This is a genomic window from Arthrobacter sp. ISL-28 (genome assembly GCF_018613875.1).
Taxonomy (GTDB): domain Bacteria; phylum Actinomycetota; class Actinomycetes; order Actinomycetales; family Micrococcaceae; genus Arthrobacter.
Window position 1 is genome coordinate 45,709 of the sequence record NZ_JAGGPJ010000024.1, and the last position, 23,414, is coordinate 69,122.

The following is a 23,414-nucleotide window of genomic DNA, read 5'->3' on the forward strand; positions in this document are numbered from 1 at the left end:
TTTTTCCAGGACGTAATGTGAAGTGAGGCTTTAGGCCGGAATGGGAGGAACGAGTGGCAGCCAAAAACGACGGGCGGTTGAGTCTGCGGGAGCGGAGGCAGATTCGGACGCGCAACGACCTGATTGAGTCGGCCCTGGCGGCCATCGCGAGAGCAGGTGCTGAGGACCTCGCTGCAGTGACAGTTGACAGGATTCTGTCCGAAGGCGGGATGGCGCGCGCGACCCTCTACTCACATTTCCCGGGCGGAAGGGAAGAGCTCCTGGCTGCGGCCTACCAGCAAGTCGCCCACCAGTTCCTGGATCACGCCCGGGAATATGCAGGTTCCCGGGGAATCGCAGGCGAGAACTGGACCCTGCGAATCCAGGCATACGCAGAGGCCTTGCTTGAACTCGCCGGCGACCCAGGCCCCGGCTATTTTTACAACGTCTCCGGCCCCCAGCTCCTGGGCTTCAGCAAGGAGCGAGGCATAGGTTCCTCCGGAGTTTTCTCGGCCTTCCGTGCTGAACTCGAGCTCGGAGCCGGCCAAGGACAAATTCCAGTCGAGAGCGTGGAGCCGTTAGCTGTCCTGCTCGCCGGCAGCCTTCGGGACGCAGGAATAGAAACAGCCCTCCATCCCGAGAAAGCAGGCCAACTGCTGTCTTCTTTCCGCTTTCTGGTCGGGAGGCTGGCCGGCTGCCCGGTAACCACCTGATTACGCCTTCCGCGCCGCGGGACTGCTGCCTGGAACAGCAGCTACGCTGGCCCCAGCCGGCAGCTCGTGGAAAATCTTTTTTCGACATTTGGGGAAAAAAGATGACAGCCGGGTCCACTCCCCTTACTCTGTTGTGTCATGGGCCACACTGTGAGTGGCTGCTTCCTGATGACCGGCACTGGTCCCCCAACTGTTGACACGGTCAGCGTTCCCCCTCAGAGTCCAAAGGAGCACCGTGAGAACCAAGCACCAAGGCGCGCCCCTTCCCTTCGCGCACCTGCGAAAGCCCTTCAGGCCGCTGACAGCATCGGCCTGTGGCACAAACCATCTGGCGCGACGCCAACCGGTCGCTGCCATAGGCACGACGCCAAACAATATGTTCCCTCGCTGACCCGGCAGGGATACTTCACTTCCGCGGTTGCCGCTACCCCAGGGACCGTCTTTGAAGGCAGGAAAGCCTCTACGAGTGCCTGACGGCCTCGTGGACTAATAACGAATCACTTCGTAGAAGCCGATTTGACCAGCACCAGTAGGAAACAACCACTGGAACCATTGACAGGCGGATAGGCGCGGTCTGCCGCCCATCGCATCCACTCCATAGCCAACATCTTTTCAAGGCCCGGCAACGTTCCGTTGCGGGACGATACTCCACGCTCAACTGGACCCACTTGCCAGTTTGCCCGCGGCCGGAATAACCAATCTTGGCCCTTCTCATTCCATTTCGGAGGCAATTCGTGTCACAAGAGATTTCAAACTCTGACATTTCCACTGATTCGCCACATCTAAGTCGACGTACTCTCGGTGTTCCCGCGCTGGTATTCATGACCATTGCGGCCTCTGCTCCGCTTACCGTCGTTGCCGGCGGGGACCCAAGCAACTTCGCTGTGAGCGGTGTCCTTGGCGTGCCCCTCTCGTTCATCGTCCTCGGTGCATGCCTGGCTCTGTTCACGGTCGGGTACGCGGCCATGAGCGCCCGAATCAAGAACGCCGGGGCGTTCTACGCGTACATCGCGCAGGGACTGGGCAAGAGGGCTGGGGTAGGCGCTGCATTTTTGGCGCTCATTGCCTACAACTCAATCCAGATAGCGGTATACGGGCTCTTCGGCTTCTCGTCCGCGGCCTTCATCAGCGCCAAACTCGGGATCGACATACCCTGGTGGGCCACCGCCGGTGTGGCCTTCGTGGTCGTGGCCTGGCTAGGAGTCAACAAGGTGGACTTTTCCGTGAAAGTTGTGGCTGTCATGGTGGCAATGGAGTTCCTCGCAGTCATTGTCTTCGATGTCGCATCACTGGCTGTGCAGCCGGAAGGTGTTTCCGTGACCGGCCTCGTTCCCGCCGATCTCTTTACAGCCGGTGTCGGCGCCGTACTGGCCTTCAGCATCGCAAGCTTCATGGGTTTCGAGTCCGCAGCGATCTACAGCGAAGAGTCTAAGGACCCCAAGCGATCCATTGCCCGTGCAACCTTCATTTCCGTGGTCATCATCGCAGTCTTCTATGCCTTCTCAGCTTGGGCGATGATGATCGGGACCGGGCCCGGCCAGATCATCACGACATCACGAGAGCAGGGCCCGGAACTGCTCTTCAATTTTCTGAGCACGAACGTGGGCACGCTGATGGCTGACGTGGCACAGGTCATGTTTCTGACGAGCCTGTTTGCGTCACTCCTGGCATTCCACAATGCCGTTGCCCGCTATGTTTTTTCGCTGGCAAGGGAAAGAGTCCTTCCCCAGCGCCTGGCCTACGTCAACGCGCGCAGCCACGCACCGGTAGCAGGTTCGCTGTCTCAGTCCGTTGTGGCCCTAGTTGTTGTAGCGCTGTTCGCGTTCGCCGGCAACGGCTCCGAGCTGGGACCGATCTTCCCCGTCCTTACTCTTTTCACGTGGCTGTCGAACTCTGCTGCTCTGGGCCTGGTGTTTCTCATGGTCCTGGTGTCCCTTTCAGTCGTCGGCTATTTCCGTCGCCGCCGTCATAGTCAATCCACCTGGACCAGGCTGGTTGCGCCCCTTATGAGCGCGGCCGCCCTGGGAGGGGTCTTCGTTCAGATCCTTTTGAACTTTGATGTCCTTATCGGTTCATCGGGTCCTTCTGTCCTGTCCTGGCTGCTGCCACTGGTTGCGCTGGCTCCCGGTGCTGCTGGCCTGTGGTGGGGACATCACCTCAAGACCCGGGCGCCACTTGTATACGCCGGCATAGGGCATGGAAGCGAAGACAAGGAAACGCCGCCGCAGGAAACTGCGGAGCAGCCAGATGAATCGTTTGTACTCGATCTCAACTAGCACCGCGTGAAAGCGATCCAGAGGGTGAGGATCAGGACCCCGCCATTTGCGGGCGGGGGTGAGTGCCAGCAGGAACACGAGTTCACATGTGACTTGTGTTCCTGCCCGGCCGTCAAGTCCTTAAGGCCAAAGGGCTGTATCCACGGGTTCAACCTCCCCACGCCAGCGGTCCCGCTTCCAATAGCTGAAGTGCCATAACCAGGCACGAAAGAATATTGCGGCCACGAAAGTGCCCCCGGTGGGCCAGTAAAACTGGCTCACCGGGGGCATGAAATCTGCCGCTTCGGCATGTAGCTTTCCTGACTAACGCGAAGCGGAGTCCGCTTTATCAAGATGACAAGGGCCCTATAAATTGATCGTCGAAAGGTGTCAGCAGGTCTTGGCAGGCTGCTCTGGAGCAGTTGAAGAAACCCAGGACGTTTTGACGGGCGAAGCCGGAACCCTGGACGGTCACGTGGATCCGCACTAGCGAATCCGGGCTATCCGCATCATCCGCATCATCGGCATCATCCGCATCATCCGCAGGCCAAGGGTACCGACTCTTGCGGGGCTGCCTACCCAGAGCCCTTTCCAGTTATGGGCGCCATGTCGGTGAAACCTCCGAGCCGGGCGCGGCCCTGGCGGAAGGAGGGAAAATCCCACGGCCTCGGAGGCTTTGGCCTTGCCCCGTGAGAAGTCCATTGGATCCTTATGCGTTTGCTGGCTGTTCTCGTGGGGACCTGGATGGGTCCGTAGTTGATGCTTCGGCGGGGAAACGGGCATAGACGACCCCGTCCGCCCAACCATCGTGCTTGCCCTGATGTGCAGTCAGGTTTAGTCTCTGGCTCCCGCTGGCATTGAACTTACTGCCACCACCACGCTGGCAAGGCTCAGGAGCGCAGCGATGATCAGCGCCACAGGGACCATCGACCCGTTTTCTCCTAGCAATGTTTGTGCCAGTACCGGCGCCATTCCGGCCCCCAGCATCGCTGCGATTTGGAAGCTGAGGGATACGCCGGTATAGCGGGATCTCACTTCAAAGCGTTCGCTAATGTAAGCACCGAAAGGGCCAAACGTTGCGCCGACGATCAGGGTATTTCCGACGATGAAGGCGAGCCCAATAAGTGGCGTGCTGGAGGAATCAAAAAGCACGAACAGGGGCGCAACCAGCAGCACTGAGGCCGCGTTGGCGGTTGTCATCCACCGTTTCCTCCCGTATTTGTCCGAAAGTGCGGCAAAAAATGGGAGTGCAAAGATCTGCAGAAGGCTTGAAAGCGAGAACAGCATGAAGGCCGTGGAGCGGTCGATGTCCCCTCTCCCGACCAGGTACGGGATCATGAACGCGGCAAGCAGTCCCTGAACGAATAAGGCTCCCGTTCCTACGAGAACCCCTCCAATGACCTGTTTTGGGTAAAGCTTGAGCACGTTGAGCAGGGGAGCTTTGTCCTTTTTGTTCTGCGTTTCACGCTCGCTCACGAATTCCGGGGATTCCTCAACTCCCGCCCTCAGCCAAAGACCGAATATGACTACGAGCATTGAGACAAGGAACGGTAGTCGCCAACCCCATGAGAGGAATTGCTCCTCGGGCGACAGTGCGACGATACCTAGAATAAACGCAGCCATCAAACTTCCGGCCGGTCCCCCGGCTGCCGCGATGCTTGCTCCCAAGCCGCGCTGGTGCTTTGGCGAATGCTCCATTGACATGAGTGTTGCCCCGGCCCATTCACCTCCATACGCGAGGCCTTGAAGGAGTCTAAGCAATACGAGAATTACGGGAGCCGCCAGCCCCAGTTGCTCTGTAGGAGGCAGGAGACCCATTGCGAAGGTGCTGCCACCCATCAGAATGAGCGTTATGAAAAGGACTTTTCTTCGCCCGTACCGGTCACCGAAATGACCGAAAACCACACCTCCCAGAGGACGAACAACGTATCCGCCCAACAGGATTATGAACGCCAATAAGGCACCGGTTGCCGGTGGCAGAGTCGCAAAAAACAGTCGCGGGAAGACAATGCCGGCGGCCGCCCCGTAGAGCGCGAAGTCGTATGCCTCCGCCATTGTCCCAACCATGCTCGCCGCCCGGGCTCGAAGCACCTTGGTTCGTGATTGTTGCGGTTGAACCGTTGCCAGCTTCCCCGACATTTCCTGTTCCACATCCATAGCTCCAGCCTTTCTTGGCCCTGATATTTGAAGTTTTCGCCCCCGCCCGACTGGTCCGTGCCATCGCTGCGCGCCCAGACCGGCTGCCTTTTCACCCAGGCACGCTGACTGGCAAGCAGCCCTTTCACACAACGGCGGCAAGCACCATCCGAGGGCCGCGCAGAGTCCTGGGTAGGAGGCGTTGCTGTCCCTTGATGACCACGGCTACCGGGGACAGCGAAAGAAAGGGCGCTTTGCAGCGGCGCGTTATGCCCGGACGCACCTAGCCGCCCCAGCAGAGTCGGCGCAGGAGTTGTCGTCGCGAAGACGAGGGGGCTTAGAGGGCGTTTTCCTTGGTTGATGCACTCAGCGGTGCGACTGGAATGAATCGCACGTCCCGGCAGTCATCGACGTGGACAAGCCGCCGCTCGTTGAATTCGTTGCGGATCCAAATTATGGACCCTCTTCGTTCCGCTCCTCGACGGTTGCGCGTGCCCTGATGCCAGTTCCGTGGAGTACGACGAAGTCTCTTGGGTGTATCGCCGCCCAGGCGCCCAGCCGATCTTGTGTTCTCGGTGGTCACAGTTTTTCAGGATCATGATCCTTTCTGTGCGGAACGGCGTCCGAAACCCGGTTCCCAGGGCGACGGCGCATAGCCCCGCCACTGCCTGAGCAGGGCGGGGCTATGCATCCGTGGCGACTACTCGGCCGTCCCGGGCGCGAGCACGAAGTCGTACGAAACTTCGCGGCCCTTACCGTCTGCCGTCGGCTTCGGATCGAGGATGAGTTCCGGCTTGACCGCTGACGCGATGTCATCTGACAGGTGCTCGTCAGAGGTGAAGTAAAGCTGGGTGGTGATGAGCTGATGTTCGGGCGCGCTGACCTTGAGGTGAAGATGCGCCGGCCGCCAGGCATGCCACCCAGCCGCCGAGATGAGCTGGCCGCAAGCCCCGTCGGTCGGGATTTGGTACGGTGCCGGCTGCAGGGTGTTGATCTGGTAGAAGCCCTGATCGTCGGCGACCACGGTGCCCCGGAGGTTCCATTCCGGAATGCCAGGGGCGAACTGGGAGTAGAAGCCGGCGTCGTCAGCGTGCCAGATTTCCACATGCGCTCCAGGGAGTGCTTCTCCATTGACATTGGTAACCCGGCCCTGGAACAGCAGGGGCGTCCCGGCCTCGTCCTCACGCTGAGGCAGGGTCGCGGGGGACTGAAGTACGGGCGATCCCGGCACGTAGTAGGGGCCCTCGATGGTGCCTTTGCTTCCTTCCCGGTCGGCATTGGCGACTTCCTCCACGGCATGTTCGATCCAGACGTCCAGGAACAGTGGCCATTCGCCATCTTCTCCAACACGGATCAGCCAAGCCTTCAGGGCGTTGTATTCGTCGTAAGTCACCTTTTCCTCAGTGACGGTGTCGACGAGGGCCTTAATGGCCCGGGAGGCCAGCTGGTTTACGCGTTCGGCACTGACCTGCGCGCCGACGGACTTGTTCAACCGGAATTTTTCGGTCGCGTTGGCGCCGGAAGCGGCAGCTGTTGCGGTTTCCACAGACATAGTTTGATCCTTTCTAGGTCCGCCTTATTCATAAGGCGGTGATTATGAGGAAGCTCAGTTTCCTGATGCGGTGATTGCTGATGGATGCTGGGCTAGCGGGGTAACGTCGATCTTCATGTACGGGAAGAGCGGCAGGCCCTGTAGAAGGTCGTGGAGTTCGTCATTGTTTTCGACATCGAAAACTGAGTAGTTGGCGTACTCCCCCACGACCCGCCAGAGGTGTGGCCAGCGGCCCTGCTTTTGAAGGGCCTGTGAGTAGGCCTTCTCCTCCTGTTTGATGGCCGCAGCTTTATCCTCGGGAATTTCGGGCGGGATGTTAACGTCCATACGGACCAGGTACAGCACGGGTGCTCCTTCGCAAATAGGGGTGGTTGGATCTGGCCGGGGACCGGCTACCTGTCCTGCCGGTAGCGCCCGAGTTTGTCCGCATCCACGTCGGCACCGACACCGGGGACGTCCCTGACCGCTATCCGCCCGTTTTGGATGCTGATTGGCTCGGCCAGCAGATCATCGGCCATGTCCAGGTAGTTGGACAGCTCGCCGGCGCGCCGGGAGGTTGCTTCGTGGGCGGCGCCAAAGGTGACTGTGGCGAGCGTTCCGATTTGGGTGTCGATCTGATTGCCCATGACCACGTCCACGCCCAGGCCGATGCAAAGGCCGAGGATCTGCTGCGCTTCGGTGAAGCCGCTGCGCGCGGTCTTGATGCTGATCGCATCGCATCCGCCAGACAGGAGTTCCCGGGAGGCGTCGCCGGCGGTCGGGACGCTTTCGTCGCCAACTACGGGAATCGGGGACTTTTGCACGAGACGGCGGCGGCTCACGACTTCTTTGGCATCACAAGGTTCTTCCAGGAGGGACAGGCCGAGGTCCGAGGTGCGACGGAGCACTTCCAGAGCCTCGTTGGCCGTCCATCCACGGTTGGCGTCCAGATACAGCTCGGTGTCCTGTCCCAGTCCAGCGCGGAGGACACGGCAGGCCTCAATGTCCAGTGCCAGGGGCCTGCGCCCGACCTTGAGTTTAAAGGTGTTGATGCCGTAGGTCTCGCGGAAGCTCAGTGCCTCTTCCAGGAGCTGCTGGGCGGGCTTGAAGCCCAGCATGTGGCTGACTTCCATGGAATCGGTGAAGCCGCCGAGCAACCGGTGAACAGGTGTTGCAGTGGCCTTCCCTACGATGTCCCAGAGCGCTATATCCAGGGCCCCCTTGGCCACCTGGTTGTGGATCGTCCTGTTCAGGATGTGATGGATTTTTCCACGCTCCAGCGGATCGAGGCCCGTGATGGCCGGGGCAAAGATCTTGTTGATGACCGCGATGATGGACTCTTGGGTTTCCCCGTAAGTGAAGGGACGGGGCGGGGCGTCCGCGGTGCCCACCAACCCGTCATCAGTGTGGACACGGATGAGGACGTGTTCCGCGTCCGCTACCTCGCCACTTGCGAACTTCAGTGGCTTGACGTAGGGGATCGAGTACGGAATGGCCTCGATTCGCTCACTCTTCACGTGGGAGTGCCTTCGGGTAGGAGAGGTGGTTGCCGCGGCGGCACCCGGCCACTCAAGAAGCCGGGCGCCGCCGCCTACCTATATCCTCGGCCGCATTTGAGGGCCGGAAAAGACGAGAAATCCCCGCCTGGGGTAAAGATTTATCCCCTTTCAGGGTAAGGAAATCCCCAATAGCCTTCTGACAAACAACGTGAAAGGAGAAACTCCATGCCTTACCCCAAGAACCATGACCGTATGTTCCTGACGTGCTACACGGACACTTTTGGCTATGGCTGGCACCATGTCGACCTGTTCGTTCATGACGAGAATGACCTGGAGGTCAACTGGGTGCACTGGCAGGTGGATCAGGACGGGCCTGAGGCCGCGGACGCCGTCACCGCGAAGGTGGAGCCGCAGCTGCGACGCACGTCGGAATGGAAGCACGGCCGCAGCGAGAACGGTTTGGAGTACTGGACCGCTGATGCCGCCTGGGCGTGAACGTCCCTGGCGTTGAAGGGTCCGTCAGACGCAGGCGGGATTATTCCTAGGTCAAACAAAAAAGTTACGGTCCCTCCGGAAATCCGGAGGGACCGTAACTTTTCAGGTCTCAGCAGGACACCTGGGGAACCAGGCGGCCAGGAAACTAGGCGGCGGGGTCGGGCTTGCCTGCTTCGGCTGCGTGTTTGGTCTGAAGCCGTGCGGCGGTCCTGTCCGGGTTCAGGAAGAGGACCGAGAGCACGCCTGCGATGAGGAGCAGCGCGCCTGCCACGCCGAAGGATTGATGGACCCCGGTGGTCATGTTCAGGATCATCTGCGCCGTGTCCTTCGTCCCGGGAGCGGGAGTCCGGTACCCGGCCCCGTCCATGAACAGTCCAACGGCGGTCGGGGAAATGATGGCGCCGACAGAGGCAACCCCGCCGAGGACGGCCATGAGCACGGGCCGCTGCTTGGGGCACACTGCATAGGCCATGGCACTCGGGGCCATCGGGTAGATCACGCTGCATCCGGCCGCGACCGTCAACAGCACTACGGATGCCGTGCCGGTGGTGGCCGGCAGCAGCAGGAAGCACAGTCCGGCCACGGCGAGGGAAATGCCGAACGGGATGCCGATGGACTTGTGGACACTATGGCCCCGGCGCATCAGATGTCTTCCCAGTACTCCGAGGCCCAACAGCACTGCCGCGCCAAAGAGCCAGGGGAAGGTGAAAAACAGGGCTACCAGTTCGGGTGGAAGATGCACTGCCCCGGCCAGGTACTTGGGTGACCAGGTGGTGAGGAAGCCCTGCGTCCAGAAGTTGGTGAAGCCCGCGAACACGGCAACGATGAAGGACCCGCTCAGCAGGATCGCGCGCCAGGGCACCTTGTGCTGGGAGTCGAAGGCAGCTAGCCGGTCGTTCTCTTTCGCTGCCGGCTCGGCAGGGACATTGTCCTGCGCTGCCGCGTTGTGGACGGCTTCCGGTTCGGCTTTCCTGGCGAATTTGCCGCCGAAGGGCCCGTCTGCACCGATGATCAGCCAGAGCAGGACCCAGACGGTTCCGATGATGCCCAGGGCTCCAAAGGCCCACCTCCAGCCAAGGGAGGAGATCACCAGTGCGAGGGCGGGAGCAGCGATCACCGGGCCCAGTGTTGAACCGATCGCAATCAGGTTGCTGGGAAGCGCACGCTCAGCGGGCCGGAACCAGGAGTGGGCTGAGGAAAGGGACATCGCAGTGGCCGGCCCTTCTGCGGCGCCAAGCAGAATGCGCGTGACCAGCAGGACGGCCGCGCCGCCACCAAGGAACATCGGAAACTGCAGGACCGCCCAGCTTAAGCCCATGACGAGCAGCACCCATTTTATCGGGACCCGGCCTGCCCACAGGCCAAGGACTACGGATGCGATGGCGTACAGGAAGAAAAAGGCGCTGCCGATGAAACCGAATTCCACCGTGCTGATGCCCAGTTCGGGGATGGCCTGCTGCGCCACGAGGCCAAGTACGGCTTTGTCGGCGAAGGCGATGATCTGGAACAGGATGAGCATGGCGGTGATTACCCAGGCGCGCCTGTTCATCGTGCGCGTCGAGATGGCTTCAGCCAGCGACCCTGGCTTGGGTGATACGTGCGTTGGGGACATCTTTGTGCCTAACGGTTGGGGACGATGGGGATGCGCGGTGAAGACAGGACGGTTTCAATCCTCTTCGCGATGGAGAAGAGCCGGTCCTCGCAGCCGGGGAGCCCGATGAGCTGGATGCCGAGCGGCATGCCGGCGCCGTCGCGAAGACCTGGGATGGTGACAACCGGGAATCCGAGGGCCTGCCAGGGTCTGCTGAGCACGGGGGAACCGGTCGCTCCGATGCCGGCAGGGGCGGCTCCGAGGGCAGCGGGGCCCAGGATAGCGTCACAGAACTGCATGACGGTCATGATTCGTTGGCGGCCATCGGCGATTGTCTGCAGCGCGGCCCGGTACTCGTCCTGGGTAAGGTGCAGCCCGGTTGTGAGGAGCTCCACCAGCGGGGCGCTCAGTTCCTCGGCATGGTTGAGCTCTGCCGCGCGCTCCTGTGCAGCTTCGAATGCCATGACATCCATGTGAGCTTCGGAGAGCCGTCTGATGAGGTCGTGCTCTGACCACTCCCCTACGGATCCCCCGTCCGCGGCCACGCGGGCGCCGGCGTCTTCAACTGCCGCGGTCATGTCTGTGCTGATCTGCCCCAGGCCGCTGCCGTTCCACAGCAGCACCCGCGCGGGCTGATCAGCATCCTTGGCTGGAGTAGCCGGTACCGGGTTTTTGAGGGCTTCCCATAGGAAGTGAAGATCTGCGACTGATGGGGCAAGGAAGCCCAGGGTGTCGAGGGAGTGGCTTAGTCCTGTCACGCCCTCCAGTGAAAACGTGCCGGTGGGCGCCACGAAGCCTGCCGCCCCGCAGAACGAGGCCGGCCGGGTCAAGGATCCGGCGGTTTGGGTTCCGAGGGCAAGAGGCACTGCTCCCGCCGCGACCGCGGCGGCTGATCCGCTGGAGGATCCGCCCGGCGTGTGCGACAGGTTGGCCGGGTTCCGGGTCGGGCCCGGCTTAAAGTAGCCAAATTCTGTGGTCACGGTTTTGCCTACGATGACAGCTCCGGCGTCGCGGAGCAGTCGCACGCAGTCGGCATCACGTCGTGCTGGTTGGTCATCGCGCAGGCTGCTTCCGCAACGGGTGGGCAGCCCGGCAACATCGATCAGGTCCTTGATTCCTACCGGGATTCCCCACAGGGGGCCGCGGGGCCGTGCCGACTGCTCAAGCTGATTTGCAGCCGCTCTGGCGCCCTCGGCGTCGAGGCGGACCCAGGCTTTGAGATCGGCTTCGGTTTCGTTGATGCGGTCCAGGGCGATTTCGACAGCCCTGCTGGGTGTGATGAGGCCCTCAGCCAGCGATGCTGAGAGTTCGCGAAGGGACATCAGGCGACAAGCTCCGGCGTTACGGAAAGGCGATGAAACTGCCTCTTGAAGTAAACGAGGCTGTCACGCTCCCCCTGAACTTCAACGCGGTCTACCTGAACGAAGATGACCGAGTGTGAGCCCTGGGTGCTTCGGCCGCTGATCCTGCCGACGATCTTCACCAAAGCATCCCGGAGCACGGGAACCTCATCCTCGCCTTTCTCCCAGATGTCCCAGCCGAAGCGTTCTTCCATCGGAACACGGGTGGCACCGGAAAAGTGTCGAGCGAGCTCTTCGTGCTCGCCGCTGAGGACGTTGATGCAGATCTGGCCGTTGTTGTTGAAAATATCGTGGGTTGCGCTGTTCTGGTTCACGCACACGAGTACGGTGGGCGGAGCATCCGTCACGGAGCAGACAGCACTGACGGTGATGCCCACACGTCCGTGAGGACCGTCTGTCGTCACGATATTAACGGCTGCCGGCAAATGCGCCATGGCGGACCGGAAGTCCTTTTGAATTTGCGTAAGCTCAGTCATTTCAATTTCTCCCATTATCGCGACCGATGCAGCTGGTCAGCTCAAGAATGCTTATGGGAAGAATCTATTCCCGGTCCGACCTAATAGGTATTGCGAGTAGTCCCACCTCATTTCAGAATTGGCCTTAGTCATATAGGTAGTTTCCTTAGGACAGTTTGATTGACTTCTATACCCTGACTTGGATAACGTCGAGTACCCCCTCCTAGGCCTTAGGCAGTACAAGGTTGCTCCCCCATGAATTCACCCGAAGCACTCGTTTACATCGTCGATGACGACCAAGAATTGTGTAAGTCGCTGGCGTGGCTTCTGGAATCCGTCAGCATCAAGTCGCGCAGCTACTACGACGTCGCGTCGTTTCTGGCCGACTACGACCCCGATGTTCCTTCATGCCTGGTCCTGGATGTCAGGATGCCCCGGGCAGGGGGATTCCAGCTTCAGGAAGCGCTGAATCAGCTGGCTTCCCCCATACCGATTATTTTCGTCTCGGCTCACGGTGACATCAGGATGTCCGTGAAAGCGTTGCGGCAGGGCGCCGTGAATTTTCTCGAGAAACCATACGATCCGCAGCACATGCTCGATGTCGTACAGGAGACGCTGGACCTGGCCCAGGAGCGTTTCGAGTCGAGCCGGGGACGCCGGGAGATCGAGCAGCGGATCGCTTCGCTGACGTCCCGGGAACGGGAGATCCTGTCGCTGGTGATCGACGGTTTGCCCAGCCAAAATATAGCGCGGAAGCTTGGCACCAGCGTGAAAACGGTCGACGTCCATCGGACCAGAATTAAGGCCAAAACAGGGGCTGACAGTATCGCGACTCTGGTCCGGGACATTCTCCAGCACAATGTGAGCGTCAGCTAGCTCCGGCCCGGCGTCCCTGGAGTTGATGTCCAAAGGCATGGGCCGGCCTTCAGAAGAGGCGGGCCACACTGAAGCGTGGTTAATAGACGGAACGGGCAGTTATGCTCTCCCAGTTTCTGAGGGAGCATAACCGCCCGTTTACAGTTCGGTCTGACACAGTTCGGTCTAAGCGCCGCCGGTGTCAGAACAGTTCGAGCACCAGCCGGGGGGATTTCGACCGCGAGACGCATGCGGCGATTTGGTCGTTCGCTTTCTTTTCGCTGCTGGACATGCACTGGTCCCGATGGTCAGGTTCGCCCTTGAGAACGCCCATGATGCATGTGCCGCAGATGCCTTCCTGACAGGTCGTATCCACCTCGACACCGTTCTCCTCTAGTACCTGGACGATGGACCTACCCACCGGCACTTCGTACACTTCGTCGTCAAGCTCGATTTCGAAGGGTGCATCAGCGCTGGTGTCGGTCGGTTCGCCGGCCTGGAAGTGCTCAATGTGGACGTTGTCTTCAGGGATGATCCGGGTGGCTGTCTCCCTGACGCGGTCCATGAAGCCTTCGGGCCCGCACGTGTAGACGTGGGAGTCGGGGGTCAGGCCGGTGAAGACAGCGGCCAGCACCTCTGGCTGCTCGGTCCGCTGAAGGCCAAAGTGGAACGTCACCCGTTCGCTGAATCCGCTCTTGTTTTCCAGAAGGTCAACAAAGGCCGCCTCCTCACGGGAGCGGGCAAAGTAGTGAAACTCGAACTCTTCCCGTGCGCGGTGAAGGTGGTAGGCCATGCTGATCATGGGCGTGACGCCGATCCCGGCCGCGACCAGGACATGATGGTCCGCGTTCTCGGCTACGGCCATGAGGTTCCGTGGTGCACTGATCTCAAGTTCCTGGCCTACTTCGACGTCGTGCAGGGCCTCGGAGCCGCCACGTGACTCCGGCTCGAGCTTGACCGCGACAATGTAGTCGTCGAGTTCATACGGCGGGCTGCACAGCGAGTATTGTCTGACAACGGCTGTAGGTCCGACGACGTCGATGTGCGCTCCCGCGGGATAGGGGTCGAATGATGCCCCGTCCGCGCGCCTGAGGCGGAAGGATTTGATGTTGCTGGTCTCCTCCAGCACTTCGGCAACGCGTACTTTGAACATACCCATGGGGAACGCTCCTTTCTTGTTCTGGCAGTGGTCTTTCAGCTGATCAGTGCACCGGCCTCCCGGTCAGCGCATGTACAGCCCACCGTTGATGTCCCAGCAGGCGCCGGTCACCGATGCGGCTCCGGGCGAGGCCAGCAGGGCAACCGTGTCGGCGATGAATTCGGCATCGCCCAGACGGCCGACAGGGATGTTGGCCTTGATGGTCTCCAGCTTGTCCGGGTCCACGGTTTCGTAGACGACGGGGAGGTCCAGGGGGCCGGGAGAAACAGCGTTGACGGTTACACCGGCTGCGGCGAATTCGCGTGCGAAGACCTTCGTGAGGGTGGATACTCCACCCTTGGAGGCGGCGTAGTGGGCACCGGTGGCAGTGCCCCCGTTGTGGCCGGCAAGGGAGTGGATGTTGATGATGCGGCCGTAGCCCCGGTCCCGGAAGTGGGGACCGAAAACCTGGCAGCCCAGGAACGTGCCGTTGAGGTTGATTTCAACATTCGCGGTGAACTGTTCAGGCGTGATTTCCAGCAATGGGGCAACCTGTGAGCGTCCGGCGTTGTTGACGAGGATGTCCGTGCCGCCCCACTTTTCGGTGAGGATGTCCCGAACGGATTCCCAGTCGGACTTCTTGCGGATGTCCAGGGCCCCTGCCCAGACGCTTTCACCTGAGGCGTCCAGGCTGTCGGCCACGGGCTGTACGGAGGCTGCGCTGGTGCCGGTGATGGCGACCTTATAGCCTTCCTTGTGCAGCTTGCGGGCGATGGCTTCACCGAGACCGCGGGCGGCTCCGGTGACGAGTGCGACGTTGTTCATGATGGTCCTAGAGAAGGAAGCCGGAGGCGTTGACGGCGGAGTCGGAGTTGACCAGGCGGATGAGCTTGAGTTCGATCCGGGCATCGTCGCCGGTGAACCTGATGCGGTGTGTCAGGTCGGCTCCGAGCATCTGGAACTTGTCACGCTTGAATCCGACCAGGACCTGCGCGGAGCGCAGCGTTACCGTGTCGTCCGTCAGTTCCTCAACCGTGAAGCGCGAAATGGTGCGGGACGTTCGGGCGGCAGCGACCGCGGACATGGAGTAGCCCTGCACCAGGCGGGTGACGCGCATGTGGCGCATCCGCGCGTCGTCGTACACCATGTTCAGGGACGACTCGAAGTCATCGGTGTCCGGGTCAACCGGGATGATGTACTTGGCGTCTTCTGTATATAGGGTCTGCCATTCTTCGTATTTCTTGTCATCGAGGAGCTGGCCTTCACGCCAGATGAGTTCGATGGCGCGGCCGACCAGCGGCTGGGACAGTTTGCCGAGTCCGGGCTCGTAGGTGGCGGGAGCCGGCCGGTTGTCGATAGCGGTCACTTCTGCGGCGGTCTCAGTTGTCATTGCCCATCATCCTTTTCCACATTGCGTACGATTCGCGCATGCCGGTTTCGTCGGTCACGTGCGAGGTCTTCCATCCTTCGTCCACCGTCTCTTCGCGGCCCAGGCCGCGGTTGACGAGGATCGGCATTTCCGGGTTGGCCACTGCGCCGCGCTGCACGCGGTCCCAGGCCTCGGAGTCATCGGAGGTGCCGAAGCCGAAGGGGCCCTGGAAGTGTTCGTGGATGCGGAGCCGCTCGCGGTTGACGCTCTCAGGTCCGCCGTCCAGGCCCAGGGCCATGTGCTGGATCTCCGTCTCGTTGACCGAGATGGGGCGCAGGACGCGGAAGAAGGACATGGACAGCGACAGGTTCGGGAACAGGTTCAGGTTGTAGCCTGCGCCGTGCATGGACCGGACGATCCGCCGGACCTGGTCCTGGGGCATGGTTTCCGAGAGCTCGTCGATGATGTGGCGGAAGCGTTCCTGCAGTTCCTCGGTGCCATCATCTTCTTCCAGATCAACGTGTTCGGGGACCATGATGGCCACGCTGTGTCCGTTGCCGAGGGCGTGGGTGACAGCCTTCTCATCGGTCATGAAGGACAGCATGTCTGCCGTCTCGGCGTCCACGGATGCCATCCAGGAACGGTGGACGATGGGGAAGTGGTAGCCGTCCGTGGTGTTTTCGAGCTGGATTTTCCAGTTCCCGTCGAAGCGGAACTTGTGCTCACCCTGGACCTTGACGGGGTATCCGGCGCCCTGCTTCATGAAGCGGTCGATCCAGATCTTAGCGTCGCCGAGGAAGTCGCTCAGCGGCTCGATGTCCGACTTGAAGGTCGCGAAGATCAGCCCGTTGTAGCTCTCCACGCGCAGCCTCTGCAGGGGCAGGTCCTTCTTCTCCGCGACGCCTTCATACCCGTCCGGGTAGGGGATGCCGCGCAGGTTGCCTTCGAGTGAATACGACCAGGAGTGGTAGGGGCAGGTGAACCCGTTTGCCTTGCCCTTGGGGACCTCGCAAACGCTGGCGCCGCGGTGCCGGCAGCGGTTGAGAAGTACGTTGAAGTTCCCCTTGCGGTCCCGGTTCACGATGACCGGCTGCAGACCGATGTGACTCATCTTGAAGCTGCCGGCTTCGGGGATTTCACTTTCGTGTGCAACCCAGACCCAGGTGCTGTAGAAGATTTTTTCCATCTCCCAGTCGAAGATCTCCGGATCGGTGTAAAGCTGGGCCGCGACGCGGTCGTCGGCGGCCAGGCCGGGGAACCCGCCGGTCCCTTCTGATGTTTGTGACGTCATGACGTACTCCTTGGTGATTGGTGTTCTTAGGCGTTGATGGCTGTGGCGGCAAGATCTGCGGTGAACAGCTTCTCCGTGCGGAAGTGGGATATTCGCGCTCTGCCGTCGGCATATTCAAAGTCGACGGTTAGCCGCGCGGAGATGAGTTCGGTCCCGCCTGCTTCGTATTCGGAGAGCTGTTGCATGATCCACTGGCCGGTTGCCGTGGAGTCGGCGGCAGCGATCTGCCCGTGTCCGAGCAGATGGATGTTGCGCCTGAAGTGGGGGGATGGCGGCAGGTATTCAGCGAGCATCGAAAGTATGGTCTCCCGGCCTTTCAGCTGGCCGAATTTGCCGGTGTATTCGGGTCCGATGCCTTCCCAGACGGCGTCGGCCGTGAACAGGGCTGCCATCTCCTCCCAGAGGAATTCGCTGCGCGGCACGTCGCACAGGTCCATGTAACGGCTGAGGGTGCTCTGTGCTGCTTCACGGACTTCGAACTGATTGAGGCGCTTGGCAACCCCGGCGACCGTTTCACGTCCCATAGCTACTGCGTTGTTTCCACATCGTCGCGGATAACCAAGGCACGGCCGATCCGCGCCTCGATCTTCGCATAGCGCCACAGGGCATGTTCGCCTACCATCGTGGTGCGGAAGAGGTTGCAGGCGGCTTTGACGGTTTCCTGGCTGTCCACGTCGGCGAGGATGTAGCAGGTCCAAGGCCACCCGTCAGAAGGGCCGACCATGTGGGAGTCGTCGTCCATGTTGCCGATAACGTTGACGCCGGGCATCCGGGCCAGGTCGGCCATCATTCCGGAGAATGCGGTCCATACAGCCCCGATCCCGCTTTTGGGCAGGTCGAAAAAGTTCTGATTTATGCCAATGCAGAAGAGTACTCGCAGTGGCTGCGTCTCAGGATTTTCACTCATGGAAGTTCCTTAGGTCCTAGTCAGAGAAATGCGGGAATGGCGGGCGGAACGTCCATCAGCACCGCGCCGGCTCCGTCGTAAATGGCATCGCCGAGGAAGGCATGCTGAGTGACGACTGAAGCGTCGCGCAGGTAGCGCTGCATCGGGTTCGTGTCGTATATCGCCGCCGTACCCGAGAGGGTGTAGGCGGTTTGCACTGCTTTTGCGCCGACCTTGGCGACATGAGTGGAAGCCAGACGCAGCAGGGCTTTCTGCTTGTCCGTTGCTGCGTCTCCCGCTTCGACCGTTGCGTACACTTCGTCAGAAATCTCGTAAAAGAAGGCGCGCGCTGAACGAAGTTCCGCTTCAGCCTTGGCGACGTCCACGCGGTAGTAGGGGCGGTCTGCCAGCTTGGGGGCGCCCGTGATGCCGGTACTGCCGCTGCCGGTCTGGATGGCATAGTCCAGTGCCGCCCGTCCCGCACCCAGGTTCACCACAGCCAGGACTTGGGCGGCATACGCCACTGTGGGGTAGCGGTACAGCGGTTCATCTACGGTCGGCTGACCGCCCCGTACGAAAGTCCACTCGTCTTTGACAAACTTTCCGTGCACGCGAAGGTCGTGGCTGCCAGTGCCCTTGAGGCCGATAACGTCCCAGTTCTCGGCAATTTCTACGTCTTCTGGCCTCAGCACGGCCGTCAGGGGCTTGCCTTGGCTTTCTTCATTGCCAACGAGCCCGACCCCGAGTACGTCCGCACCCTTGCAGCCGCTTGAGAACTTCCATTCGCCGGCGACATTCCAGCCGCCCGAGACGCGTTCAGCCTTCTGGACGGGGAAAAGGCCTCCTGCAAAAGCAATGTCTGGTCCGGCAGCGTAAAGCTCGCTCTGGGAATCCAGCGGTAGAGCAGCGAGGTAGACGTTGGCCGATCCGAAGCTTGCGACCCATCCGGCGGATGCGTCGACGACCGAGATTTGTTCGATGATACGCAGGAATTCGCTCGGCGGGAGACCGTCGCCTCCGAATCGTTTAGGTGTGGCCGACCGGTAAATGCCTGCTTTCTTGAATTCGGAAATTATCTCCCTTGGGACGAATTTTTGCTCGCCGAATTCCTGCCGTCGCTCTGCGATCACTTCGAGCACATGGTCCAGTGTTGCCAGGGGCGCAGTAGCCAGAACCTCGGTCATATGAGTTTCCAATCTCAATCAGCGGCTGAATGTATTTCTTCTGCACTCCAAAGTATTTGTCGTTCAGGTTGCGTTCAATCGGTGATTCGTAGCTGCCGCCCAAAGAAATTCCGGCTTGTCGTAAGGGAATTACCTATGGGTGAAGGAGCGTGGACGGGCTAACATCTCTTGTGGTTACTTCCTCAAGCAATGACCCCCTGCCCGTCGCGGGCGAGCCAGCCCGCCTCTCGGGCCCAAGTGCACCGGCTCCGCCTGCCCCTGCCGCAGAGGACTACGAACGGCTTGTGCAGGCGTTGAGTTACTGCATCCTCCTCCATGACGCTGAGACGAAGAATATCCTCTGGGCAAACAAGGCCGCCTGCCAGATGCTGGGCTTCACCGTAGAGGAGCTGAAGCCGCTCAAAGCGCCGGACATGAGCAGTCCTGACTTTAGGTACCGGCGGTCTGTTGGTGTGCAGTGGCTGCAGGACGCTGTGGACCGGGGAACCAGCAGGACCGAGTGGATGTACCGCTCAAAGTCCGGCCGGGACATCCTTACCGAGGCCATAGCTACGCGGGTGGAATTAAGCTCGGGCAAGGCCATCATGGTGCAGTTCAGGGACATCGAAAAGGAAGAATCTCTCAAATCCGACCTGCAGCGCATTGAGGGCCGGTTGCAGGCATTCCTGCTGCGCATGGCAGAGGGAATTCTCGTGCTGGACGCCGAAGGCAAAATCACTTTTGCCAGCGGAGCTGCCTCGACTCAGCTTGGCCGGGAGGCGGAGGATCTGTACGGCGAAAGCTTCCTCGAACTGTGCAGCACGTCTTCCAGGCCCACCCTCCAAAAGGCTCTGGCCAAGGATCCCACCGACAGCTCATCGTCGGTCCTTCGGCTCCAGGTGACGCAACCCGATGGCACGAACAAATGGTTCGGGGTCAGCTGCCAATATATTTCCCTGGAGAAGGACCTGACAGGGACGATGCTCCTCCTGCAGGACATCAGCGACCAAGTGGCGGCAGAGGAACAGCACCGGCGGGACCTTGAACACCTGAATTATCTGGGGCGGTACAACGCGATGGGAGATATGGCCATGGCCATCGCCCACGAGCTTGGCCAGCCCTTGGCAGCAGCAACGAACTTTGTGGATGGGGTGGCACGGCGGGTGCACGATCCCGGAACGCGCACGGAAGACCTCATTTACGGCCTGGACAACGCCAAGATGCAGATAGACCGCGCAAATCAAATCGTCAAGAGCCTGCGGAGCTTCGTGGTTCAGCTCGAGCACTCGGAACAGGTGGTGGACCTCAATGAAATCGTGAGGGACTGCATGTACTTTGTGCAGCTTCGTGCAGACCAGAACGACACCGAAATCCAGCTCGTTATGAGCGAAGATCCCATATGGATCCGTTGTGAAAAGGTGCTGACCGGACAGGTAATCCTCAATCTTTGCCATAACGCAATCGACGAAATGGCCGGTTGGCCCCAACGGGAACGGCACGTCACCATCACGACGTACGCAACCGCCGAGACCGGCGTTTTCCGTGTCGCAGACCGCGGCAAAGGTCTCTCCCACATCCCGGACGGCCGCATCTTCGATGGCGCGTTCACCTCGAAATCGACAGGAAGCGGAATCGGGCTGGCTCTCAGCCACCGCATCATCACCCGGCAGCACGGCCACATCTATGCAGAGGAAAACGAATCCCGCGGTGCCTCATTTACCTTCGAGCTGCCCCTGACGGAGATCCCGGACCAGCTGTAAAACGCCGTTTGCACCCGCTGCCAACGCCCAGAGCTCGCCGTCGACGTCGGTGTCGCTTTGGATTTAAGCGTAAAGACGTCGCCGGCCCCGTCCAGGTCTCCTGCACCATGGAGCCGGAATCCTGGACGGGGCCGGCGCCTCCCCACAAGTACCGGCCGCGCTACAGCGTTGTGCCCAGAAACTGGTTAGCTCGTGATGGCTTCCGTGATGCCGCGTACGCAATGGGATTTGTGCGCTTGAGGATAGCGTCCGGGACGAGCCCTCCAATAGGAGCAAGAAGTATCACTCCCAGCAGTGTGAAGCTTGTGGGGCCAAAAACGGGCTGACCGGCCGCATTGACGTCGCCAACGAGAAGCGGGAAAGTTTCCTGAGCCTGGCGACGAGGGTGGCAGCGAACATAGCGGTTATCAGTTCCAGTCCGATGACAAGTAACAGCAAGCCAGCTTGGGGAACGTCGTCTACCGCCCTGAGGTCTGGTCCTACACCGTGGGTGTGTCTGACTCTTCCGGCACCAAGAAGCAGCACGGCATGCAGGCCAACCATTGCGAGTGCGGATCCCGTTACCCTGTGCAGCGCACTTAGGCTGCTCTGGCGCCAAATATGCACGGCGCACGGCACGCAGACGCCAGCCAAAGCGACCATGAGGGCACTGATCCAAGCATCGTGGTGTCCGGAAGCAGCAAGCCACAGGTGCACCAGGCAGGAGAAGGCGGTAATTGCAGCACAGAGCCGAGGATGCACGGCGGGCCTGTCGATGCGGGCCCGCCGTGTGTGGTTCATTCTGTTTTGCCTAGCTGTGGCAGCCGCCGGAGCTTGCCTCGCCGTGGCAGGCCCCTGCCTGGCTGTTGTTGGCCGGGACATCCAGCACCGGGCTGCGGTCGAAGAACCCCTCGGGCCGCAGCTTGAACCCCACGGTGTCCACGGGCATGATCGGCCAGTCTTCCGGCCGAGGGAAGTGGGTCAGCCCGAAGGTATGCCACACCACGATGTCCTGGCCGTCGATGTCGCGGTCCTGGGCGATGTAGGCAGGCAGGCCTGCGCCGCCGGAGTGCTGGTTGACGAAGTCCCCGGTGGGGTACCGCTCGTCTTCCGCGAACCGGGTGACCCACAGGTCCTTGGTGGCAAAGGCCGCGCGCCGGGCGATGGAGGATTCAGGGTCGGCGAGCAGGGTGGGCTGGTTTTCGGCGTGGAGCTTGTAGCCCACCGGCTCGCCCAGGCGGTTGCGGGATTCGGGGTTGGAGATGATCCAGGTCCGGCCCGTGCGGGCGTCAGCCTCACGGACCGCCTCCGACTCGCGGGCCAGCAGTGTCCTCTTCCGGGAAAAGGCATTGCCCCGCTCGTTGCCCTCACCCATTGGCTGCCGGACGACGTCCTCTTCCTCAACCCTGTTGGTGAAGCCGTCGATGGCCATGTCCAGGCGGGCGCTGAACAGATGCTGGTGGTAGAGCGCTCCGAGGCCGGGTGCCAGCTGGGAAATGTTGTCCGAACCGCCTTCGGGGAAGGCGCTGGTGAACACGACGCCGGTGGCCTTCGCCTCGAATTCGATGGTGCCGTCGAGGTAGAGGTACCAGTAGAAGCCGTAGTCGTAGTTGCCGATCGTGGTGAAGAAGGAGATCACGAGGCGGCGGTTCCGACGGGTGTAGTTGATGCCTGTGTACATGTCGCTGTGCTTGGACAGGATGCCCCAGTCCTCCTCATGCATGCAGATGCCGTTGCGGATTTCGCGGGGGTTGCCGAAGGCGTCGGAAACGATCGGGCTGAGGTAGGTGATGTCGCCCAGGCAGTCGCAGCCCAGCTCAAGGGAGTTGGCGTACTGCCCCACCAGGTACTCCCCCGTGTCGAAGTAGTTCTGCCAGGACCGGACAGGTGACGGGTCACCGTACGGGACCACCATCTCGGCGATCGAAGCCCGATTGATGATGGGCCGGAGCCGGTCCCCGTCGCGGAAGCCGAGGTTGTGCAGCACCACGCCTTCTCGTGCGTCGAAGCCGACATCAAGGCTCCATTTCTCCCACTCGATGTGGTTGCCGCCGGTCACCGTGAAGCTGGGGCCTTCGGGCTGGGTGATGCTGATCGGCTTCTGGGTGGTCCGCAGCGGGCCGGTCAGCTCAGGGTCGGTGTAGTTGCCGTGCTCTGCCGGGATGGGCATGGGGCCCAGATCGATGACCTGGGTGACTTCCTTGCTGACCACGTCCACGTAGGCCACGAGCCCGTCCACGGGGTGCGCCCACGCACTGTCCTCCGGGAAGTCCTGTACGAAGGCGAGCCCGCGCAGGATCCGGCGGCCCTTCTCCTCCGCGTACTCGAAGACGCCGGCTGACAGCGGGGCGACCCGGACCTTTTCAACGTCCAGGTTCCGCGCGGCGAGGGAGTTCAGCCAGCGTTCGTCGGTGGCCAACAAGGTCTCCACCAAGCCGAACTCCTCCTCCAGCACGGGCAGCTCACCCGTGTGCGTCGTGTCCAGGACGACGGCCGATTCCACCTGCTGCTTGGTTACGGAGACGATGACGTCCTGCGCCGTGCCGCCGGAGATGTCGTGGACGAAAACGCGGAAGCGCCGCCCGGCTTCGCGCGCCGCTTTTCCCCGCGGAGGTTCGAGAAGGCCCAGATATGCGATGCGGTGATGCGGCTCGAGGTGCCCTGCGGCTTGAAGGATGGAACGCACTTCCAGAATTTCCGGCGCCGTCGCCAGTCGGAACGCAGAAGCAGTATCGGTTGGTGCAAGAGTCATGGGAAACCTTTGTCCTGACCGTCTCCGGTCACTGGGTTTTATTCTATGGCTGTAGAGATTACGGCTTTGTGCTGCGCCCCACAAGCCTTCAGGGGCGTAAGGAAACCTTTATTCGCCAAGTGTCGAAAAAAGAGTGACATCCGGCGGCCTCGAAGCTTACTCTGTGTGTTACATCACGGCCCTGCTCCAAGCGCTGCGAACTTGGA

General features: G+C 61.1%; 20 protein-coding genes. 5 read left to right on the forward strand and 15 right to left on the reverse strand.

The genetic code is table 11. From position 1 onward, the window contains the following. The first annotated feature begins 53 nt into the window (after positions 1-53). Positions 54-692 carry a TetR/AcrR family transcriptional regulator gene (locus J7E80_RS16530; RefSeq protein WP_311380861.1) on the forward strand — a complete coding sequence of 213 codons (639 nt, stop codon included), beginning with the start codon at positions 54-56 and terminating at the stop codon, positions 690-692. A gap of 734 nt (positions 693-1,426) precedes the next feature. Next, positions 1,427-2,968: an APC family permease gene (locus tag J7E80_RS16535; RefSeq protein ID WP_396020796.1), complete on the forward strand. Its 1,542-nt coding sequence runs from the start codon at positions 1,427-1,429 to the stop codon at positions 2,966-2,968. 813 nt (positions 2,969-3,781) lie between these two features. Here J7E80_RS16535 and J7E80_RS16540 read toward each other — a convergent pair. The 4 genes from J7E80_RS16540 to J7E80_RS16555 all read right to left on the reverse strand — a co-directional run bounded on the left by J7E80_RS16540 (position 3,782) and on the right by J7E80_RS16555 (position 8,131). Next, positions 3,782-5,104 (reverse strand): MFS transporter, encoded by a 1,323-nt coding sequence (locus tag J7E80_RS16540; protein WP_215053330.1) that lies wholly within the window; start codon positions 5,102-5,104, stop codon positions 3,782-3,784. Positions 5,105-5,783: 679 nt separating this feature from the next. Beyond that, positions 5,784-6,635, reverse strand: coding sequence for a catechol 1,2-dioxygenase (gene catA / locus J7E80_RS16545; RefSeq protein WP_215053331.1), 852 nt, complete (start codon positions 6,633-6,635; stop codon positions 5,784-5,786). A gap of 54 nt (positions 6,636-6,689) precedes the next feature. Then, on the reverse strand, positions 6,690-6,980 hold the full coding sequence (gene catC, locus J7E80_RS16550) for a muconolactone Delta-isomerase (RefSeq protein ID WP_215053332.1): 291 nt from the start codon (positions 6,978-6,980) through the stop codon (positions 6,690-6,692). A gap of 47 nt (positions 6,981-7,027) precedes the next feature. After that, positions 7,028-8,131 carry an enolase C-terminal domain-like protein gene (locus J7E80_RS16555; protein WP_215053333.1) on the reverse strand — a complete coding sequence of 368 codons (1,104 nt, stop codon included), beginning with the start codon at positions 8,129-8,131 and terminating at the stop codon, positions 7,028-7,030. 207 nt (positions 8,132-8,338) lie between these two features. On the opposite strand from J7E80_RS16555, the gene J7E80_RS16560 reads away from it, so the two are divergent. Then, complete coding sequence (locus tag J7E80_RS16560) at positions 8,339-8,608, forward strand: hypothetical protein (RefSeq protein WP_215053334.1); 270 nt, start codon at positions 8,339-8,341, stop codon at positions 8,606-8,608. A 145-nt stretch (positions 8,609-8,753) separates the two neighbouring features. Here J7E80_RS16560 and J7E80_RS16565 read toward each other — a convergent pair whose 3' ends face one another. From J7E80_RS16565 to hpaC, 3 genes are read right to left on the reverse strand one after another with little or no spacing between them, the layout of a single operon-like run. Next, positions 8,754-10,220 (reverse strand): MFS transporter, encoded by a 1,467-nt coding sequence (locus J7E80_RS16565; RefSeq protein WP_215053335.1) that lies wholly within the window; start codon positions 10,218-10,220, stop codon positions 8,754-8,756. Between the two features lie 8 nt (positions 10,221-10,228). Continuing rightward, a complete protein-coding gene (locus J7E80_RS16570; RefSeq protein WP_215053336.1) occupies positions 10,229-11,521 on the reverse strand; it encodes an amidase in 1,293 nt (430 codons plus the stop codon). Beyond that, positions 11,521-12,036, reverse strand: coding sequence for a 4-hydroxyphenylacetate 3-monooxygenase, reductase component (hpaC, locus tag J7E80_RS16575; RefSeq protein ID WP_215053337.1), 516 nt, complete (start codon positions 12,034-12,036; stop codon positions 11,521-11,523). Before hpaC ends, J7E80_RS16570 begins: the two co-directional genes overlap by 1 nt. Before the next feature lie 234 nt (positions 12,037-12,270). Between hpaC and J7E80_RS16580 the strand changes: the two genes are divergently transcribed. Beyond that, positions 12,271-12,891: a response regulator transcription factor gene (locus J7E80_RS16580; protein ID WP_215053338.1), complete on the forward strand. Its 621-nt coding sequence runs from the start codon at positions 12,271-12,273 to the stop codon at positions 12,889-12,891. 181 nt (positions 12,892-13,072) lie between these two features. Here J7E80_RS16580 and J7E80_RS16585 read toward each other — a convergent pair whose 3' ends face one another. The 7 genes from J7E80_RS16585 to J7E80_RS16615 form a co-directional block, all read right to left on the reverse strand. Beyond that, positions 13,073-14,029 carry a PDR/VanB family oxidoreductase gene (locus tag J7E80_RS16585; RefSeq protein WP_215053339.1) on the reverse strand — a complete coding sequence of 319 codons (957 nt, stop codon included), beginning with the start codon at positions 14,027-14,029 and terminating at the stop codon, positions 13,073-13,075. Positions 14,030-14,092: 63 nt separating this feature from the next. After that, positions 14,093-14,833 carry an SDR family NAD(P)-dependent oxidoreductase gene (locus tag J7E80_RS16590; RefSeq protein ID WP_215053340.1) on the reverse strand — a complete coding sequence of 247 codons (741 nt, stop codon included), beginning with the start codon at positions 14,831-14,833 and terminating at the stop codon, positions 14,093-14,095. Positions 14,834-14,840: 7 nt separating this feature from the next. Next, positions 14,841-15,398: an aromatic-ring-hydroxylating dioxygenase subunit beta gene (locus J7E80_RS16595; protein ID WP_215053341.1), complete on the reverse strand. Its 558-nt coding sequence runs from the start codon at positions 15,396-15,398 to the stop codon at positions 14,841-14,843. Continuing rightward, positions 15,388-16,668, reverse strand: a complete 1,281-nt coding sequence (locus J7E80_RS16600) for a Rieske 2Fe-2S domain-containing protein (protein WP_215053342.1) — start codon at positions 16,666-16,668, stop codon at positions 15,388-15,390. The genes J7E80_RS16595 and J7E80_RS16600 overlap by 11 nt, the downstream gene beginning before the upstream one ends. A gap of 26 nt (positions 16,669-16,694) precedes the next feature. Beyond that, positions 16,695-17,192, reverse strand: a complete 498-nt coding sequence (locus J7E80_RS16605; RefSeq protein WP_215053343.1) for a nuclear transport factor 2 family protein — start codon at positions 17,190-17,192, stop codon at positions 16,695-16,697. Positions 17,193-17,194: 2 nt separating this feature from the next. Then, positions 17,195-17,575 carry a hypothetical protein gene (locus tag J7E80_RS16610; protein WP_215053344.1) on the reverse strand — a complete coding sequence of 127 codons (381 nt, stop codon included), beginning with the start codon at positions 17,573-17,575 and terminating at the stop codon, positions 17,195-17,197. A gap of 20 nt (positions 17,576-17,595) precedes the next feature. Beyond that, positions 17,596-18,738, reverse strand: a complete 1,143-nt coding sequence (locus tag J7E80_RS16615; RefSeq protein ID WP_215053345.1) for an acyl-CoA dehydrogenase family protein — start codon at positions 18,736-18,738, stop codon at positions 17,596-17,598. A 149-nt stretch (positions 18,739-18,887) separates the two neighbouring features. Here J7E80_RS16615 and J7E80_RS16620 point away from each other — a divergent pair, with 149 nt between their 5' ends. Further along, positions 18,888-20,477: a PAS domain S-box protein gene (locus J7E80_RS16620; protein ID WP_215053346.1), complete on the forward strand. Its 1,590-nt coding sequence runs from the start codon at positions 18,888-18,890 to the stop codon at positions 20,475-20,477. A gap of 790 nt (positions 20,478-21,267) precedes the next feature. On the opposite strand, the gene J7E80_RS16625 is transcribed toward J7E80_RS16620, so the two are convergent. After that, on the reverse strand, positions 21,268-23,208 hold the full coding sequence (locus tag J7E80_RS16625) for a primary-amine oxidase (RefSeq protein ID WP_215053347.1): 1,941 nt from the start codon (positions 23,206-23,208) through the stop codon (positions 21,268-21,270). Between the last annotated feature and the right edge of the window lie 206 nt (positions 23,209-23,414).

What these genes read in the sequence shown, in the direction of transcription:
- J7E80_RS16625 (WP_215053347.1), bottom strand. Translation starts at nt 23,208, where the DNA reads ATGACTCTTGCACCAACCGATACTGCTTCTGCGTTCCGACTGGCGACG.
- J7E80_RS16595 (WP_215053341.1), bottom strand. Translation starts at nt 15,398, where the DNA reads ATGACAACTGAGACCGCCGCAGAAGTGACCGCTATCGACAACCGGCCG.
- J7E80_RS16590 (WP_215053340.1), bottom strand. Translation starts at nt 14,833, where the DNA reads ATGAACAACGTCGCACTCGTCACCGGAGCCGCCCGCGGTCTCGGTGAA.
- J7E80_RS16565 (WP_215053335.1), bottom strand. Translation starts at nt 10,220, where the DNA reads ATGTCCCCAACGCACGTATCACCCAAGCCAGGGTCGCTGGCTGAAGCC.
- J7E80_RS16560 (WP_215053334.1), top strand. Translation starts at nt 8,339, where the DNA reads ATGCCTTACCCCAAGAACCATGACCGTATGTTCCTGACGTGCTACACG.
- J7E80_RS16605 (WP_215053343.1), bottom strand. Translation starts at nt 17,192, where the DNA reads ATGGGACGTGAAACGGTCGCCGGGGTTGCCAAGCGCCTCAATCAGTTC.
- catA (WP_215053331.1), bottom strand. Translation starts at nt 6,635, where the DNA reads ATGTCTGTGGAAACCGCAACAGCTGCCGCTTCCGGCGCCAACGCGACC.
- J7E80_RS16570 (WP_215053336.1), bottom strand. Translation starts at nt 11,521, where the DNA reads ATGTCCCTTCGCGAACTCTCAGCATCGCTGGCTGAGGGCCTCATCACA.
- J7E80_RS16585 (WP_215053339.1), bottom strand. Translation starts at nt 14,029, where the DNA reads ATGGGTATGTTCAAAGTACGCGTTGCCGAAGTGCTGGAGGAGACCAGC.
- J7E80_RS16540 (WP_215053330.1), bottom strand. Translation starts at nt 5,104, where the DNA reads ATGGATGTGGAACAGGAAATGTCGGGGAAGCTGGCAACGGTTCAACCG.
- J7E80_RS16615 (WP_215053345.1), bottom strand. Translation starts at nt 18,738, where the DNA reads ATGACCGAGGTTCTGGCTACTGCGCCCCTGGCAACACTGGACCATGTG.
- J7E80_RS16580 (WP_215053338.1), top strand. Translation starts at nt 12,271, where the DNA reads ATGAATTCACCCGAAGCACTCGTTTACATCGTCGATGACGACCAAGAA.
- J7E80_RS16600 (WP_215053342.1), bottom strand. Translation starts at nt 16,668, where the DNA reads ATGACGTCACAAACATCAGAAGGGACCGGCGGGTTCCCCGGCCTGGCC.
- hpaC (WP_215053337.1), bottom strand. Translation starts at nt 12,036, where the DNA reads ATGACTGAGCTTACGCAAATTCAAAAGGACTTCCGGTCCGCCATGGCG.
- J7E80_RS16610 (WP_215053344.1), bottom strand. Translation starts at nt 17,575, where the DNA reads ATGAGTGAAAATCCTGAGACGCAGCCACTGCGAGTACTCTTCTGCATT.